At 35.7% G+C, this 16,408-nt stretch carries 17 protein-coding genes; 8 read left to right on the top strand and 9 right to left on the bottom strand.

The window, feature by feature from the left end:
* Positions 1-79 precede the first annotated feature (79 nt).
* The 5 genes from ACK3CR_RS04785 to ACK3CR_RS04765 all read right to left on the bottom strand — a co-directional run bounded on the left by ACK3CR_RS04785 (position 80) and on the right by ACK3CR_RS04765 (position 4,117).
* Positions 80-1,495: an amino acid permease gene (locus ACK3CR_RS04785; RefSeq protein ID WP_243510756.1), complete on the bottom strand. Its 1,416-nt coding sequence runs from the start codon at positions 1,493-1,495 to the stop codon at positions 80-82.
* Positions 1,496-2,073: 578 nt separating this feature from the next.
* A complete protein-coding gene (locus tag ACK3CR_RS04780) occupies positions 2,074-2,727 on the bottom strand; it encodes a ParB N-terminal domain-containing protein (protein ID WP_243510758.1) in 654 nt (217 codons plus the stop codon).
* A gap of 370 nt (positions 2,728-3,097) precedes the next feature.
* A complete protein-coding gene (locus ACK3CR_RS04775) occupies positions 3,098-3,310 on the bottom strand; it encodes a gamma-type small acid-soluble spore protein (RefSeq protein WP_488974953.1) in 213 nt (70 codons plus the stop codon).
* A 353-nt stretch (positions 3,311-3,663) separates the two neighbouring features.
* Positions 3,664-3,786, bottom strand: a complete 123-nt coding sequence (locus ACK3CR_RS04770; RefSeq protein WP_276517182.1) for a hypothetical protein — start codon at positions 3,784-3,786, stop codon at positions 3,664-3,666.
* A 190-nt stretch (positions 3,787-3,976) separates the two neighbouring features.
* Positions 3,977-4,117, bottom strand: a complete 141-nt coding sequence (locus ACK3CR_RS04765; RefSeq protein WP_488974952.1) for a hypothetical protein — start codon at positions 4,115-4,117, stop codon at positions 3,977-3,979.
* 951 nt (positions 4,118-5,068) lie between these two features.
* On the opposite strand from ACK3CR_RS04765, the gene ACK3CR_RS04760 reads away from it, so the two are divergent.
* Entirely contained in the window at positions 5,069-5,914 is an 846-nt protein-coding gene (locus tag ACK3CR_RS04760) for a DUF3967 domain-containing protein (RefSeq protein ID WP_488974951.1), read from the top strand.
* A gap of 400 nt (positions 5,915-6,314) precedes the next feature.
* On the opposite strand, the gene ACK3CR_RS04755 is transcribed toward ACK3CR_RS04760, so the two are convergent.
* From ACK3CR_RS04755 to ACK3CR_RS04740, 4 genes are all read right to left on the bottom strand, one after another.
* Positions 6,315-7,313 carry a hypothetical protein gene (locus ACK3CR_RS04755; protein WP_488974950.1) on the bottom strand — a complete coding sequence of 333 codons (999 nt, stop codon included), beginning with the start codon at positions 7,311-7,313 and terminating at the stop codon, positions 6,315-6,317.
* A 455-nt stretch (positions 7,314-7,768) separates the two neighbouring features.
* Entirely contained in the window at positions 7,769-8,341 is a 573-nt protein-coding gene (locus tag ACK3CR_RS04750) for a replication-relaxation family protein (RefSeq protein WP_488974949.1), read from the bottom strand.
* Positions 8,325-9,491, bottom strand: coding sequence for an FtsK/SpoIIIE domain-containing protein (locus ACK3CR_RS04745; protein WP_488974948.1), 1,167 nt, complete (start codon positions 9,489-9,491; stop codon positions 8,325-8,327). The genes ACK3CR_RS04750 and ACK3CR_RS04745 overlap by 17 nt, the downstream gene beginning before the upstream one ends.
* A gap of 120 nt (positions 9,492-9,611) precedes the next feature.
* On the bottom strand, positions 9,612-9,788 hold the full coding sequence (locus ACK3CR_RS04740) for a hypothetical protein (RefSeq protein WP_268583468.1): 177 nt from the start codon (positions 9,786-9,788) through the stop codon (positions 9,612-9,614).
* 165 nt (positions 9,789-9,953) lie between these two features.
* Between ACK3CR_RS04740 and ACK3CR_RS04735 the strand changes: the two genes are divergently transcribed.
* The 7 genes from ACK3CR_RS04735 to ACK3CR_RS04705 all read left to right on the top strand — a co-directional run bounded on the left by ACK3CR_RS04735 (position 9,954) and on the right by ACK3CR_RS04705 (position 16,397).
* Positions 9,954-10,166, top strand: coding sequence for a helix-turn-helix transcriptional regulator (locus ACK3CR_RS04735; RefSeq protein ID WP_243510782.1), 213 nt, complete (start codon positions 9,954-9,956; stop codon positions 10,164-10,166).
* 652 nt (positions 10,167-10,818) lie between these two features.
* Positions 10,819-11,994, top strand: coding sequence for a styrene monooxygenase/indole monooxygenase family protein (locus tag ACK3CR_RS04730; RefSeq protein ID WP_488974947.1), 1,176 nt, complete (start codon positions 10,819-10,821; stop codon positions 11,992-11,994).
* Between the two features lie 196 nt (positions 11,995-12,190).
* On the top strand, positions 12,191-12,535 hold the full coding sequence (locus ACK3CR_RS04725; RefSeq protein ID WP_243510785.1) for a Na-translocating system protein MpsC family protein: 345 nt from the start codon (positions 12,191-12,193) through the stop codon (positions 12,533-12,535).
* Positions 12,536-12,714: 179 nt separating this feature from the next.
* Positions 12,715-14,043 (top strand): nucleobase:cation symporter-2 family protein, encoded by a 1,329-nt coding sequence (locus tag ACK3CR_RS04720; protein WP_488974946.1) that lies wholly within the window; start codon positions 12,715-12,717, stop codon positions 14,041-14,043.
* A 3-nt stretch (positions 14,044-14,046) separates the two neighbouring features.
* Positions 14,047-14,541 carry a 2-oxo-4-hydroxy-4-carboxy-5-ureidoimidazoline decarboxylase gene (gene uraD / locus ACK3CR_RS04715; protein ID WP_328125138.1) on the top strand — a complete coding sequence of 165 codons (495 nt, stop codon included), beginning with the start codon at positions 14,047-14,049 and terminating at the stop codon, positions 14,539-14,541.
* A gap of 17 nt (positions 14,542-14,558) precedes the next feature.
* Positions 14,559-14,912 carry a hydroxyisourate hydrolase gene (uraH, locus tag ACK3CR_RS04710; RefSeq protein ID WP_430240447.1) on the top strand — a complete coding sequence of 118 codons (354 nt, stop codon included), beginning with the start codon at positions 14,559-14,561 and terminating at the stop codon, positions 14,910-14,912.
* Between the two features lie 54 nt (positions 14,913-14,966).
* Complete coding sequence (locus tag ACK3CR_RS04705) at positions 14,967-16,397, top strand: NAD(P)-binding domain-containing protein (protein ID WP_488975003.1); 1,431 nt, start codon at positions 14,967-14,969, stop codon at positions 16,395-16,397.
* Positions 16,398-16,408: the final 11 nt, after the last annotated feature.

Below are 16,408 nucleotides of genomic sequence, written 5' to 3'. Positions count from 1 at the left end.
TCATAAAGTATTTAGCACCAAAATGCATTCAAAAAGTATATTTAAATTCCCCTAATTTGTTTCTTTTAACTCATTATAATTAATTCGCTTTTTGCTTCCGTATCTCTTCAGTTTTTCCACCTTGCAACTTGCTATGATGACGAGAATATCCAAAATAAACGACAATACCTAAGACTAACCAACCACTAAAATATAACCATGTGCTACCTGGCAGATTAACCATTAAGAATAAACAACATAAGCAAGACACAAGTGGTAGGACCGGTACAAGTGGTACTCTAAATCCTCTTTCTAAATTCGGATGCGTTTTACGTAGGATAATGATTCCTACTCCTACCATTCCAAAGGTTAACAATGCCCCAATGTTCGCTAAGTTGGAGAGTTCTTTTAAATTAATTACTCCTCCAATTACACTACTGATAATCCCTATTAACCATGTTGAAAATACAGGAGCACCAGTCTTTTCATTTGTTTTTGAAAAGCTCTTTGGTAATAAACCATCGCGACTCATTGAAAATAGGACACGAGTTGCTGCATAAATATAAGCAAAAATTACAGCCATAATTCCAATAATTGCTCCGATTGTAACAATTCCAGCGACTGCATCTTGTCCAACCGCATGTAGTACGTAAGCCATTGCTTCTGGAACATTAAGCTCAGTGTACGGTACAACCCCTGTCATAACAAGACATACTACAACATAAATCAATGTACATACTACTAAAGAGGCAATAATTCCAATCGGCAAATCCCGTTGTGGGTTTTTTACTTCCTCTGCTGATGTTGATAATGCGTCAAATCCCAAAAAGGCAAAGAACACAGCTGCAGATCCTGCCATAATCCCTTCTATTCCAAACGGCGCAAATGGAGTCCAGTTTTCAGGTTTCACATAAAAAGCTCCGACAATAACGAAAAGACCAATGACAACAAGCTTCACTAACACCATGAAATTATTTACTTTCTTACTTTCTTTTGTTCCTCTTGAAAGAAGCCATGTAATAAGTAAAGTAATCATAATAGCTGGAAGATTAACAATCCCTCCATCTGCTGGAATTGTTACAAGTTCCTTTGGCAAACCTAAGTTGAATCCCTCTAAAAATTGATTAAAGTACGAAGACCAACCACTTGCAACTGTAGCTGTTGTTAATATATAAACGGAAAGTAGCGTCCACCCCATAAGATGGGCAACAGACTCACCAATTGTTGCGTACGTATATGTATATACACTTCCTGATACCGGAAGAGTAGAAGCAAACTCTGCATAGCAAAGAGCCGCAAATCCACATACAATAGCCGCCAAAATGAAAGAAATAATAACGGATGGGCCAGCGTCATTTGCTGCTACTAGACCTGTTAAAACTAACACTCCTGTCCCAATAACTGCGCCAATTCCTAGTAATGTTAAATCAAACGCCCCCATCGTTTTCTCTAATGTCTTACTTTCCCCTTGTTTCAATAATTGCGTAATAGATTTCTTCTTCAGTAAATCACTCATAGCCTCTTCCCCTTTCTGCTTGTGTGAGTTTAGATTTTGTTAGGTAAGAGGAGTTCTGCACAAATCCTAGTGTAAACTCTCTTAGTTTCTATATTATTATATCAATAAAATAGTAACCATCCCAATTTCTTAGTATAGTTGAAAGCGATTACATAGTAAAGGGGTTAAATAAATATTGTGTTTTTAGATGTATGTTTCATTAATTTCAGTTCAAATGAGGTAACTTATTACTATGTACAAGCCAAAGATTCCTTTTTATTAATAATAATTCATAGTAAATGAATTATTATTATGTATCCTCAGAAAAGTTATCAAATCATAAACTCTTTATTATTCAAAGAATCTATAGGTCTTCTTGCAGCCATTCTATATGTGTTGAATCCTTTATAGCATAGTCCCTTCTCCCTCATTACAGGTTTTCAATTAATCTGAACTGAAGGTTGCATATTTATCTTATACATTATCCATAATATTTCTAAGACTTCCTCCCTTAAATATGTGCTGACTCAATTAATATAAAAAATCCCTATTATAAATAGGGATTTTTTATATTAATTTACGAGTACAGAATAAATTGTTTAGTAATGAACAGGAACACGATCTAGTTTTCTTTGTTTTGCTACATAATAACGACTATAACTATCCACGAGTTCATGGGTTTCAGGATCAATAATAATTGGTTTATCTACAGTTCCATTCTTCTCAATGCTTTCTTCCACTATCTTTTGTTTAGCGATTCCTGGTGTAAATTGAAGAAAGGCTTCTGGAACCTTAATATCCTCTAAAGGCATCCAGTTTCTTGTCCCTTCTGGAACAAAAATTTGCTTTTTGACTTCCTCTTTTTTAGGTTCTTCTTGTTGTTTATTTTCTTCTGATTTTTGAGCTCTTGAGCCCTTTTTTGGCGTTCCTTTGTTCTCTTTCACTTTGTCCTCAATTTCTTGTATTTGCATACAAATAACACCTATCTCACCTGTACACTGTTCAAAAGGAATATCTAAACAAGGCTCTCCCTGGACGAGGAAACGTCTTTGAGAAAACTCTTCTCGATTTATGTTTAACTTATTAAATTGTTTTAAGCTGAGAACCACCGTATATGTAATTGCCTTACTCCGAAAAGGAATCCCCTTTGGAGCATTTGGGCTCCCTTTTTCCTCCATATCAAAAGTCAGATACTTCCCGTAATCTTGAATTGAGCTTGTCGGACGGCCTGTTACACTGATTTTATGTGCCATCGTTCTCCCTCCTTATCTTTTTTCTCATTATAGTATATATATCTTATACACTATTGTTTATCCATAAGAACAAAAAAGCAACAGAAATAGGATTTTAATCTACATTTTTAATAATTTAGCATATTATAATTCTATTTCCACCTTTTCTACAATAAAAGAATCAAAGGAACAATATCAGCAGACAACGTGGAATTGGAAAATGAAAAAATGGTGCTAAGTCAACCAAAATTAAGCCTTCTTTTTCAGTATAAAAAAAGATGAACTTTAATATAAAAAGAATCGGCTTGAATCTTTTGTTTTGTAGATGACTGTCAATCTAATTCCAGAATCCAAGCCTATGTATCTTAAGAAGATTACTTATCTTTTGTTACTACTTTTTATTTTCTGTAGATTGTTGAAGCTTCTTTTTTACTTCCTCAATATCGGTATCACTGTAGATACCTGTACCATGTCCTCCATTTGTCTTAGCCATCCATTCTTTTACTTCATTGTAAGACATGCCAGATTGTTCATTGTATTTTTTAATCTCATCAATGTTTGTTCCTACTACTGTAAATCCACTATTCTCATGCTTTTTATTCATAGTAAATCCTCCTTTTGGTTTTAGTTATTTTCCCCTTTAAAGAAAGTTTTATTAAGAATTTATTGTAAGAATACTTATTGTAAAATTCCTTTTTCTTTTGCCAATTCATCAAACTTTTTCATAACAGCTGAATCAATATTTAGCATGATGATTCCCATTACATTCATCCTTTCTCTAAATAAAGTGCACTACATTTTGAAAACCTGAAGAGCATAAGGGATTTTTGCCCCCACTAGACGTGTGGGGTTAGGCAGAGCCTAACAAAATCATGGGTACAAAGAAAAGCCCCAGATGTCCCCTCAACGTCCCCTCAAATCAACCCGTAGTCCCCACAGTGTCCCCATTATGTCCCTTCAACGTCCCCCCGTGTTTAAACGAGTAGGAGCTAAATCTTGCTCTTTTCCATTTAACTTTTTGAGCTTTTCCACTAACATTTCCTTCTCATCTTTACAGAGCTGTATACTCTCTTCTTTCATACAAATCTCATCTTCTTTTAATGAAATTTGAGCTTTCGTTTCAGTTTTTTCTGTCTCAACTTAATACTCCGTATCGGCTTTTAATTCTCCATTTTTTCTTCATAAAGCTATCCGATTCTTCACCTTAACTGTAATCGCTTTTTCATAGGATTTCATTTTCTTTTGACTTCTCTTTGCTAAATGTCGACCCTCATAATCTGTAAGCTTGCCTATCCTTAGATGACTTTTCTGTACTCGTAGGCGTTTTGGTTTGATCGGAAGAGATGGATTGAACAAGTTCGTCTTCTGGCTCCTCTTCCTCTATTTTTACTTCCCTTCTCTTGACCTCCACAGATTTCTTCTTTCATCATTTTTTGATACAAAGCAAGCGCTAATGCTTCCCAATTTGAAGATAATTGTTTCCCCCTTACGATGTCCCTGATACAAGGATTTAATCGTTAAGTCTATCTTTGAATGGGCTTTTTCTAGACTATAAAATGAATCTTCTTTCTATTTTGTAAATGTACTCTGTTGTTTCACTTTCAATATCAATATACCTAATTTTAGAATATATAAAGTAAGAGCCATCCACCTTCTCTTTCCTTTTTCCACAAAGTTGTTAAATAAACCCATTATGTTGGCTAGATGGAATCACACTACTTTTACCCTCTCCTTCATTTTGTCATTCCCCATAAAGTTCACAAGAGTTAATTTCAACATTAAATCCCACTTCTTTTCAAACTGTTATGTATAATATTTATTTTTTATTTACTATAAACATATTTTTTATATAAAAAGTATCTAAATCACCTGAGTATATAATGATGAATTAATTTTATATAATTTTTATGTTAATTAAACCTTTTTTCACTGTAAAAACAGCAACTCTTCTTCTTATTCTGTACATTTTTATAACATTTATATATATTATATATAAATGTTATAAAAATGTACTTGGAACGCCTTAGGAACGATGGATCTTTTATTGACTCATAAAAAAGAATGCTGGAACGGGAACGATTCCTATTACATTGATTAGGATTTTAGTGAGTATAAGATGGACAAAAACACGAATTGTATGTATATTTGGAACGGATCAAGAACATACAAATGATTCAATTCATTTAAAAGCCTTTTTTATAATAATTAATTGACCTTATTTAACCATTACAAATTCTCAAATGAGGAACGTTGGAACGGGAACGGTTCCTAAACATGTATTAATATTTTAAATTGGCAAAGGGTTTGCTCTTTAAAAAAAGAAGTTTTATTATCAAGATAAAAGTATAAAGGGGATCTAATAATGAATAAAGAACAGTGGAACGGGAACAGTGACAAAATACCAAAAGCGTATTGGACAAAAGAAGTGGCTGAATCGTTAGGAATTAGTGATAGTTATCTTAGGAAGTGGTGTCTTGAATTAGAGAAGAACGGATACACGTTCCTTAAAGTAAAAGATGGAAAAAACCGCGAGAATCGGGCATTTACAGAACATGATGTAATTGCTTTACGTAAATTCCAATCAGTGCTAAAGCAGCCGAATATAACAAAGTCTCAAGTAGCTGAAATGATCGCTAAAGATTATGCACCTACTGAAAGAGATAATATGGAACTGTCCACGTTCCTCCGTGACAACGATCGTGATAAAGCTCAACAGGAAGTCAATCACCTTATGATTCAAAATATCATACATGAATTAAAAGGCGAGCTTGAAGATATGGAAGTTCGTATTGCTGGGCGAATTGGAAAGCAATTTGAGGAACAGATGGAAAAGCATTTAAACAATATTTTCACAAAATACTTAGACCAAAAGGAAGAACGGATAGAAGAACGGTTGTCACATTTAGTGTCGGAACGGTTGGAACGTCACGAGGAACGGCTAAGCAATACTATAGAAAAGATGAAGAATATGCCGTTAAATGAGAAGAGTCCACTTGAAGAAACAGAAGGAATGATTACAGAATTAAAAAAGACTTATTTAGAACATCAACAACAAAACGAGGTTCGAGAGAAAGAATTACAGCAACAATTAGTTGAAAGAGAACAACAACTTCAAGATGTACTAAAAGAACTGGAGAACATTAAAGAACAAATTGCAGTCTCCAAGGAAAAGAAAAGCTTTTTTCAACGTCTTTTCTCCAAAAGTTAAGTTTGAAAGTTGTTACTATAATTACACAAACACATAAGTAGCTATAAAAAATATAAAGAGGAATTCATCTATACAAGGATAGAAGGGGACATTGTGCATTATAAAATATGAGCATTTCCCCTTATTCAAAGTAATATTACATCAAGTCACATTAAAAATGTATATAATGAATCCCATTGCGTTATAGAAGATCAGAAACCTACATTTAGTTTATAAGATCTCCTTGTAGAGAAAGGGATGTTCCCAAAAATTTAGACATCTATACGCGTCTTCTATATACAGAGACATTACAAAATGATTCTAAATAAGTGTTAAGGAGCCATTTTTTGGCTTCTTTATTTTTTCTACAGTTTGATATCTTTTGAAATTGATGGATTAAAAGAATTTAAGTCCTTACTTATTAGGCATAGTGCGCTAAAATAGCTTTCATTCTAGCTATTTCTTCTACTTCAGATTCTGCTCTACACGTATCTACTTCAGTTTCTGTTGCTTTTTCCTTTTCTTGTTGTTCCTGAAACCATTCTGGAAGCATTTCTTTACGCACTATTTTACGTGGTAATGTTATAGACTTACTATCACCATTTTTATCTTCTGTTTTAACTAGATCGTTAAACTTATTTAATGCAATTTGATAAACCAATTTGCATTGCTCTTCAAAACTCATAGAACGCGTTTTTATGTATGTAAAAAGAACATGAATAGATTCATATGCAACAGAGTGAATATCCTTCTTAGAAAGAGTTATAGAACCAGATTGGCATACTTTTTGAGACGCCATCCGTATTCGTAAATAAAAATCTTTTAGAGATTCTTTAAAAATAGGGTTAAAGGTTTGATTAATTAATTTTGGCACTCCTTTGATAAAAGGAATCGTTTTGTACATAAAATGATCTTTAATATAATTATTAGGTAAATAATAGGTAGAAACTTTTTTTGCATCCTTATCCTTACTCTCACAAGGGGTTTCAGTGTTTTCTGCTTGGACATCAGCTTGGACATCAAAGCCGAAATATTGTTGCCAGTGTGTAAAAAAAGGATGATTAACAAAGAAATAAACGGCTGCACCACGGCCATTATGTTTAGAAGAAGATCGATGAGCCTTTACGATCTTTCCAGCGTCTTCTAGGGTTTTCATCACACGACGAATTGTACGAGCAGAAATGTTATGTTCCTTAGCGAAATATGTATCTTTTGCATAAACAAAGCCTTTATCCGTTGCTAAGAAGCAAATCATATCAATAGCGTTTCGTGTCTCTGGCTTTAAACGAACAAACGAATCTCCAAAAACTGATTCAACCATTTCTAATAGTTTGTACTTCATTTGTTTTTGTTCATTTTTTGCTTTTATGTAAGATTCATAGCCTTGCATCCGGGCAAAATCATCGTTAAAAATTAACATCTCTTTTCTCTCCTTTTTTTGCGGAAAAAGAAAAAGGACCTATTTACCGTTTTAAAATGCGGTAAACACGTCCTTTTGAAAAGAGAATACAACAAACCCCTTGAAATTACGTCAAATATGTCGTACAATACAAACATAAAAAACGCAGCAAGGTTTGAGGTAAGTGTTTACCGTGGATGGATCACGGTGAGCCGTCGTAGGATGTTGGTAGCATCACTACGATTGCCTTGAACCTTTTTGCAATTCCGAACTGTTTAATTGCTGTTATTATAGCAAACTCTACCAATGAACACAATGACATATTCGACTCATTTTTATATAAATCTCTTAAATGAGCTATTATTTTTTTGTTTAATATTATCTTTTAGAACATAGTTCTAAAAGATAAATTTTGCGCTTCAAGGCTTCGCTCGCCTTTCCTTTGCTCCTGTTGAGAAATATATCTTTTGTAAAGTCTACAAAAAATAATTTTCAAAATCTTCAATTGTTAGAATCTCTGCATTGACTTTATACTCTTTGCACCAAGTTAATATCTTTTCTTTCCTCACTTGATTTGCCGTATAGAAAATTAATAAGGTTTGGTTTTCTCCCAAAGCTTGAAAGAGGGAACGATACAGTTTAATTTTCTTCTTATTTTCAAGCATCTTCTGTTGGAGATCCACTTCTACAAAACAAATCATATCGTGAAGGGAAAAGCGAGCATCACAAATGAGCTTATACCTTTCTCCTTGAATCCTCCACTCATTCGGTCGTTCTACTTTCCAATCTTTCGGACAACCATAATACAAGTAAATATCATTACGTCTCACCTTATGTTCCAACTGTGTTAAGTGAGGTTTGGTTTTCTCTGAACCGATATGCTGGCGACCTTTTTCAGACAAATAATAGACATTTTCATGAAGGCGTTTATGATTTAAAAAGGGACTCATGTTGTAGAGAACACGGTTTGCATTTCGGACACTTTTCAACTGAAACATGGCTTGTAATTGAGAACGACTCATACATTCCAACTTATCCAAGGCGTACATAATCTTCTCCTGTCTCGTTTGGCACAGTTGTTTGTTTTGCAACTTCATAGCCTCCAATCCGTTTCCATATCTCATCATGAGTAAGATAGGGAACTTGCACTTCTTTGACTTCATGCGTTTTAATGAGCGCACGCCCTTTAATATTTGAAGGTAACGTTTCCGCCCCATAGGCACCAAGAGCCACTTTAGACGCATAATCGCTTCCTAAGCGAAAGCTAACCTTTAAATCCGCATTTTGCTTGATAGAACCGTTTAATACATTTGAGGTAGGGTATTGGGTTCCATACACCAATCGAACGCCCAGAGCGCCTCCTATGCGTGCAATTTCGCTTACTATGGATTGACATTGAGCTAGATTATTCTTTTGTTCCTTATCCATAAATTTCTCCGGTGTGAGCTGTGCGGCTTCATCAATCAAAACAAACAGACGTTGAGAGAGGGGAGTGTCTACAATATTGGACCATCCTTGGCGCTTAAAACGTTCCATGCGTTCCTCCATATCCTTCTGAATCTGTTTTAAGACATATAAGGACTCCCTTGGATTACTGGCAACCCATTTCACTTGTTGAAGGTTCTTATACCGATCAAACTCTAATCCACCCTTTAAGTCGATAATGATGAACTGAGCATCCAAAGGGTGATGCTCAATGAGATAGGTCATCATGACTTTCATCATGACCGTTTTTCCAAAGCGAGTTGTCCCCGAAATCGTGGTATGCGGTGTATGGTCAAAATGATGAAAATGCCATCCCTGCTGGTTTTTCCCTAATGGAACCATCCATCCTTTTCGATGTGGAACGTCTTGATAGGACACATACGAAGGCATTTTATGTTTGGAAATCTCAATGATCAGCCATTTCTTGAACAATACATTCACTTCTTGATCTAAGGTGAGGAATAAAACCTGTTGTAACGTTCGTAAGGTTTTTTCTTCTAAAGCTAAAGGGGTGTGATAGATCAGCTTGATTTGTTTCGTACTTTTGCATTCCCGAACAAGCTGAGGATATCGGTTGTTTTTGCCATCTTTGAGGTAAATATGATATTGCTCAAAAATCTGTTGGATGATTCGATGTTCCTCACTGAATGTATTCCTGCCAAACCACAAAGCAGCAGCCCCTGTTAAAAGGGGAATCGTCATAAGCTCCCACATCCTTCTCACTCCTTCTTTTTATCTACTTTAGATAATCCCTTGAAAAAGGAAGCTTCCAAATGCCGTTCTTATCGTGATCAACCCATTCCTTTTTCTCTTCTAGCCTAGATGAAATCCTGGTCATAAGAAAGGAAGGAAAGAAGACAACGTATATAAAAAATAGAGCAAGCTCCCCAAGATACCTGCATTCATTCCAACCTGCATAATCACTCTTACTTTCGATTTGTCAACCCATCCTTTTTTCTCTGCATAGATTACCGTAAATAACACCAAGCTTGTTCCCAAGACTGTAACCATATGGACCTCCTCCTAAGTCGGTATAGTGGATTGTATGTGGCATGGCTTGTTCAATTTATCTTGTCTCGTAAAAAAAGTTTTACGAGGGCTTAATACTTTTTGTATAAAGACGTAAAGAAGTGGACATAAATGGGAATAGAAAAACATAACATAGAGGTGTAAGGGATGGGAGTTAAAAGAACAAAGTTAAAAAATTGGTTAGTGAAGGAAGGACGGTCGCAAGAATGGTTAGCGAAAAATTCAAAAATCTCAAGTACAGCAATGAGTGAAATTTGCACAGGTAAACGAGATCCCACTATGTCTACAGTGAAGAAGATTATGGCGGCCATTAGGAAAGTTAATAAGAATGCCAAAGTAGAAGACTTTTTTGATATCTAAAATTATGGATTCGAATATTGTCGTGAAAAAGCGAATAGTTATATATCATAAATATACTTAAGACCGCCTTATACACTGATGAATATTGGGCGGTCTTTGCTATGGATATGACTATTATTTAAAGAAAGCTAAGTAGGACTTATCTTATACGATAACGTCTTTATCTTATAAATAAATAACAGTACGACAAGGGTAGGTGTGGTAGGTGTGGGGAAGATTTCCATTTAGAAAATCCCCTAAAAAAATGAACAAAAAATTTTTATATAGGACTGTAAAAGAACGAAGTAACGACAAGGAGGGGTGTGGAAGATGTGGGGAATACTTCCACAATCATTAGTTGTTGTACCAAAGAAAATGAGTAAAAAAACGTAAGTATTATTTTAGACATTTTGAATAAACAAAATTCAGGCTCGAATTTTGCATTTATTTTCTGTTCTGTATGTAATCCCTCACTAAATGCAATATTTGAGCCCTTTAATTATCCTTTATTTTGTTGAGCAACTGATTATTTGACTAAGTATTAATAATATAAAAACTAAATAAATCGTCGCATTTACATCCCTTTGTATTTTATTTAGACTATTAAAGTCAGAAAATTTAGACCCTTATAGTTCTATCTTTATAGCTATTACATAACAAAGGGGAGAGAATTTTGAAGAAGAAAATATGTATTATAGGCAGTGGCACAGCCGGTTTACAGCTGGCTTATTCTCTTAAAGAAGAATTTGATGTGACGGTTATTCATTCAAACTCTTCAGATAAGATCCGGAATGGACGAGTTCTGTCTACCCAAGTACACTTTGGCTCAACAAGAAACCGAGAAAGTCGCTTTAAAATGCCAAAATGGGAAGATAAGACCCTTCTTAAAAGTATCCATATGACGATTGGTAATCAAAAACTATTTATCGGAAAGTTAAAAGAGCCAGCATTATCTGTTGATCAGCGTTTCTACTTTTCACAGTGTTTGAAGGATCTTGAAAACAAGGGCGTTTCTTTTCGACTTATGAGGGTCAATAAAAATGATATCGACAGTTTGGTAGATGAATTTGATTTAATCATTGATTGTACCGGAAAATCTGGACCTCTCTTTCCATTTCCTATTGAAAAGGAATTTTCTCCTTTCCAAGTTCCCCAACGAAAGTGTATCGTTGGTTATTTTTTAGGAGTAAAGCCCAATAACCCTCTAGGTATAAGTGTAACGGTTCTGCCTGAAATAGGTGAAATGTTTGAAATTCCTGCCATGACAGAGCACGGACCTGTTACAATATTGTTCATTATGGCAGTTCCAAACAGGGAGTTAGATACATTTAAAGAAATTAAACATGCAAAAGAATTTACAAATCAAATGAAAAATGTAACTCAGAAATATTTCCAAGACATTCACAAGCGTATTGAACAAGATATTTTTGCCCTTTCCGATGAAAAATCCTTCCTTCAAATTGCTATTAAGCCTGTAATTAGAAAACCTTATGTAACCTTTAAAAATAAACTAGTAATTGGTTGTGGAGACAGTGTTTTTCTTAATGATCCGATTACTGGCCAAGGCTGTAATCTTTCTTCTTATTGTGCTGAACAATTGTACGAAACGTTGATTCAATATAAAGATGCAGATTGGGATACCCAACTTGGAGAAGAATATTGGGATCGAACAAAAACATTTGTAAGAGAAGTAACAGAATGGACAAATGCCATGACTCAAATACTGCCTCAGCATATTGTTCAGCTCTTGTTAGCAGGCGTAGAAAATCAAAAGATTGCAGATGAAGTTGCAGAATGGTTTGAGGAGCCTCAAAAAGCTCATGAAGCTTTTTTTCAATTTCAAGATTAAGTGATGACTCTTTATTTACCGATCTTCAGGAAACAGCATAATGATTAAACTTTTTTAATTTATTCTTATAATAAAGTTATAGCTATAAAATAGTAAGAATATATAAAATTTTGTGTTAGTTTTTCTGACATTAAAAGTGACAGGGAATTATAATGCCTATATTCTAAATACAAAGAATGAAAAGCAGCAGGTGAGTATGGTGAATTCTTCTTTTAAAAGGCAGCTGTCGCAGCTATATAATGACCTCAACCAAGAAATTTATAGTACAGGAGTTAGTAAGCAAAAAATTGACATTCAGGATAATTGCATTGTCATTTTTGCGCAGACAAAGCGTTCTCCTTTAATTTCAGTATTGAGTGAGAGGTATCCTGAGTTAACAATATCGGTTGACGGGGCTTTAGCTATGGAATATAAACTTCGCTTAAAAGAAAACTTTGAAAAGAAATTTGGTATGAAGGTCAATACCATATTTAAGGATTACGATTCCACAAGTGAGCACGCTTGTACAGTCATTTACTTAGAACAATCGCTTAATATTTAACAACTATTAATACGAGTGTTGGAGAAATTTTGATTTATCATTTTTTCTTCACAGACTTGTTATTTTAAAAATTCAGGAGCTTAAATTTCGTTATACGTAGTTTAGGAGCCGTAGACATAGGAGGATTTCCCTTCTATTTCTACGGCTTTTTTTATACAGAAAATTGAGGGTGATAAAAGATGAATTTAAAAGTATTGTCGTTAGGAGCTCAGCATGTCATGGCTATGTATGCTGGGGCAATCCTTGTTCCATTGCTTGTTGGAAGAGCATTGAATTTAACTTCGAAGCAGTTGGTTTACTTAGTCGCCATTGACTTATTAACTTGCGGTATTGCTACCTTACTACAAGCGTGGAAAAACAAGTATTTTGGAATTGGTCTACCTGTTGTATTAGGTGCTTCATTTGTGGCGTTGTCGCCGATGATTGCTATTGGTACTCGGTATGGGATTCCTTCCATCTATGGCTCCATTATAGTAGCAGGGCTTTTCCTTTTTTTATTTGCTCGCTACCTAGGAAAACTGGTAAGGTTCTTTCCTCCTGTTGTTACAGGAACTGTTGTGGTGGTCATTGGCCTATCATTGATTCCATCAGGAGTTAAAAATATGGCTGGCGGAACAGGGAGTCAAGAATTCGGTAGCTTAGATAACCTACTTATATCCATAAGTGTTATAGCTTTTATTCTGGTTATTAATCGTTTCTTTAAAGGGTCTGTTCGTTCTCTGGCCGTACTTTTAGGAATTATTGCCGGTACAGCACTATCAGCAATGATGGGAAAAGTGAATTTCCAGGAGGTTTTAGAAGCCTCCTGGTTCCAAATTCCTCAACCGTTTTATTTCGGTGCCCCATCTTTTGAAATCGGGCCTATCCTCACAATGTTAATTGTAGGATTAGTTATTGTTGTTGAATCAACAGGAGTTTTCTTAAATTTAGGGCAAATTTGTAATCGTCCTGTTACCCAAGATGATCTCATTCGAGGTTATCGTGCAGAAGGGCTAGCAATTACCTTAGGAGGCATTTTTAATGCTTTTCCCTATAACACTTGTGCACAAAATATAGGATTGGTTCAACTATCTCAAAATAAATCAACAAATGTTGTGGTTGCAGCAGGAAGTATCCTCGTTTTCCTTGGCTTAGTTCCTAAAATTGCTGCTCTTGTTACCATAATTCCTGCTCCCGTACTTGGCGGTGCAACAGTGGTGTTGTTTGGTATGGTCGTAACTTCAGGAATTAAGATGCTAAGTTTAGTCGACTACACCAACCAAAACAATGCACTTATCATTGCTTGCTCAATTTCGTTAGGGCTCGGAGCCACAATTGTACCTGATTTATTTAGTCAATTGCCGCCATCCCTACGAATGCTCTTTAGCGATGGAGTGATTACAGGAAGTCTAACAGCGATATTGATGAACCTATTTTTTAACTTTCGTACCATTTTAGCTTCATCCTCCATTCCTTGTGAAGAGGATGAGAGAGAGATGTTTGAAGAAAAAAGAATAAAGGGGTTATAGAATATGATGACTATTAATGATTTAAATGAAATGCCATTGTCCGCGTTTATCGAAAAGTTAAAGGATATATTTGAACACTCTCCGTGGGTGATTGAAAGGGTAGGAGAGTTTCGTCCTTTTAGTTCCCGTAAAGATCTTTATGAACAGATGATTACTGTTGTCAAAACGGCGAGTAAAGGGGAGAAATTGGACTTAATTCAGGCTCATCCTCATTTAGGAACACGAAAAACAATGAGTTCATTTTCCACGAGTGAACAAAAAAATGCTGGGTTAAGTCAACTATCAGAAGCTGAATATAAGTTCTTGTTAGAAATGAATCAAGAGTATGTTCACCAATTTTCTTTTCCCTTTATTTTAGCTGTTCGTGGAAAAAATAAAGATGAAATTCTTCAAGCAATGAAGAGCAGATTAAAGAATTCAAAGGAGCAGGAATTTAATCAAGCTCTAACAGAAATCTATCAAATTGTTCAATTTAGAATAGAAGATCAAATAATGTAAATAAGGATGTGGATGAGATGAAAGGACTTACAACCCATATTTTAGATTTAACACACGGTCACCCTGCTGGAGAGGTCGATATCGAGCTTTATCGTTGGGAAGGATCAAATAGATGTTTGTTAAACACCACAACAACTAATGCAGATGGTCGATTAGATGATCCACTTCTTACGTTGGATGAGATGCAATCAGGAGAGTATGAATTATTAATTTATATTGGAGATTATTTTAGAAAAAAAGAGGTACAACTATCTGATCCCGCCTTTCTTGATAAGGTGTCAGTACGAATTGGCATTGATAACTCGTTATCACATTATCATGTCCCCTTGCTTGTTTCTCCATGGGGCTATCAAATCTATAGAGGCAGCTAACTTAACGATTAGTGCAGAAGATAATAAGTCATATATTGAAAGGAATGAAAAATGATGAGTTTAGAATCTTTAAATGAAAGAGTAAAAAGGGACCTTTCTTATCTTGCATATGGGGGAGCTGACTGGGTAAGCCCTACCAACCATCCTGAGGGGCATGTCTATGATACGGTGATTATAGGAGGCGGCCAATGTGGCTTAGGTGCAGCCTTTGGACTTTTGCGTGAACGAATATCTAATATCCTTATCCTCGATGAAAACGTTGAAGGATATGAAGGACCATGGGTAACTTACGCTCGTATGATGACATTGCGTACACCTAAACATTTGACATCCATTGATCTTGGAGTACCTTCTCTGACTTTTCGCTCCTGGTGGGAAGCACAATTTGGAACAAAAAGTTGGGAGGACGTCGATAAGATTCCACGGGACGATTGGATGAACTATCTACGTTGGTATCGGAAAGTTCTTAATTTACCTGTTGTTAACGAGGTAAAGCTGAAGCTGATTGAGCCTGCAGGGGAAGATATTTATCGACTGCATATTGAGGGAGCAGGAGCACCTTCTAATGCATTACTGGCCCGTAAGGTTATCTTAGCTACTGGTATTCAAGGCGGTGGGGAATGGCACGTACCACCTATGATTTCCGAAGTATTACCTCGTCGCCTCTATGCGCATACCTCTGAAAACATTGACTTTAAGGCCCTTAAAGGTAAGAAGGTAGCAGTTTTAGGCGGTGGGGCCTCAGCTTTTGATAATGCCAATTTTGCATTATCCGAAGGCGTAGGTTCAGCTCATGTGTTTGTTCGCCGCACGGAGATGCCACGCATTAATCCCATTCGACAAATGGAGGGATCAGGTCTAATTGAACGTTTTAATATTCTATCCGATGCTGATAAATATGCCGTTATGGCTCATTTCTTTAAGCATAATCAACCTCCTACAAATGAAACATTTGAACGTGCAGCTTCACATCCTGGCTTTCAATTACACTTAGGTGCACCATGGCTTGACGTACAGTATGAAGCTGAGAAGGCTGTTGTCACTACCCCACAAGGTAAGTTTACTTTTGATTTTCTACTCATTGCCACCGGTCTTGTTACTAATCCTTCCCTACGTCCAGAGCTAAAGCTTTTTGAACGCCATATTGCACGTTGGGATGACTATTATAATGCACCTGATGAGATTGCCAATCATATGCTTGATGCACATCCTTACCTTGGCCCTGGCTTTACTTTCACATGCCGGGATGAAAAGGATAAAAAGCGTCTTCATGGGCTTTTTGCTTTTAACTATTCAGCTTTAGTTAGCTGTGGCATCACAGCCTCTGCGCTTTCAGGAATGAGATATGGGATACCTAGATTAGTTTCAACTGTGGCAGACCAGCTGTTCTCTGATAATCGTGAGGAGATTCTGCAAAACTTCTATTCTTATAATGAAGCTGAATTTGTTGGAGAATGGACAAAGAGGGGTTCTGAAGTAAGATAAATAAAAGGCTC

This window comes from Priestia sp. TRM10 (assembly GCF_057808375.1).
This window is presented reverse-complemented; position numbering and strand designations above follow the sequence as displayed.

Bases quoted from the DNA above. Each gene is read 5' to 3' on its own strand.
- ACK3CR_RS04785 (WP_243510756.1), bottom strand. From the start codon at position 1,495: ATGAGTGATTTACTGAAGAAGAAATCTATTACGCAATTATTGAAACAA.
- ACK3CR_RS04780 (WP_243510758.1), bottom strand. From the start codon at position 2,727: ATGGCACATAAAATCAGTGTAACAGGCCGTCCGACAAGCTCAATTCAA.
- ACK3CR_RS04775 (WP_488974953.1), bottom strand. From the start codon at position 3,310: ATGAATAAAAAGCATGAGAATAGTGGATTTACAGTAGTAGGAACAAAC.
- ACK3CR_RS04770 (WP_276517182.1), bottom strand. From the start codon at position 3,786: ATGAAAGAAGAGAGTATACAGCTCTGTAAAGATGAGAAGGAAATGTTA.
- ACK3CR_RS04760 (WP_488974951.1), top strand. From the start codon at position 5,069: ATGAATAAAGAACAGTGGAACGGGAACAGTGACAAAATACCAAAAGCG.
- ACK3CR_RS04755 (WP_488974950.1), bottom strand. From the start codon at position 7,313: ATGTTAATTTTTAACGATGATTTTGCCCGGATGCAAGGCTATGAATCT.
- ACK3CR_RS04750 (WP_488974949.1), bottom strand. From the start codon at position 8,341: ATGTACGCCTTGGATAAGTTGGAATGTATGAGTCGTTCTCAATTACAA.
- ACK3CR_RS04745 (WP_488974948.1), bottom strand. From the start codon at position 9,491: ATGTGGGAGCTTATGACGATTCCCCTTTTAACAGGGGCTGCTGCTTTG.
- ACK3CR_RS04740 (WP_268583468.1), bottom strand. From the start codon at position 9,788: ATGGTTACAGTCTTGGGAACAAGCTTGGTGTTATTTACGGTAATCTAT.
- ACK3CR_RS04735 (WP_243510782.1), top strand. From the start codon at position 9,954: ATGGGAGTTAAAAGAACAAAGTTAAAAAATTGGTTAGTGAAGGAAGGA.
- ACK3CR_RS04725 (WP_243510785.1), top strand. From the start codon at position 12,191: ATGGTGAATTCTTCTTTTAAAAGGCAGCTGTCGCAGCTATATAATGAC.
- ACK3CR_RS04720 (WP_488974946.1), top strand. From the start codon at position 12,715: ATGAATTTAAAAGTATTGTCGTTAGGAGCTCAGCATGTCATGGCTATG.
- uraD (WP_328125138.1), top strand. From the start codon at position 14,047: ATGATGACTATTAATGATTTAAATGAAATGCCATTGTCCGCGTTTATC.
- uraH (WP_430240447.1), top strand. From the start codon at position 14,559: ATGAAAGGACTTACAACCCATATTTTAGATTTAACACACGGTCACCCT.
- ACK3CR_RS04705 (WP_488975003.1), top strand. From the start codon at position 14,967: ATGAGTTTAGAATCTTTAAATGAAAGAGTAAAAAGGGACCTTTCTTAT.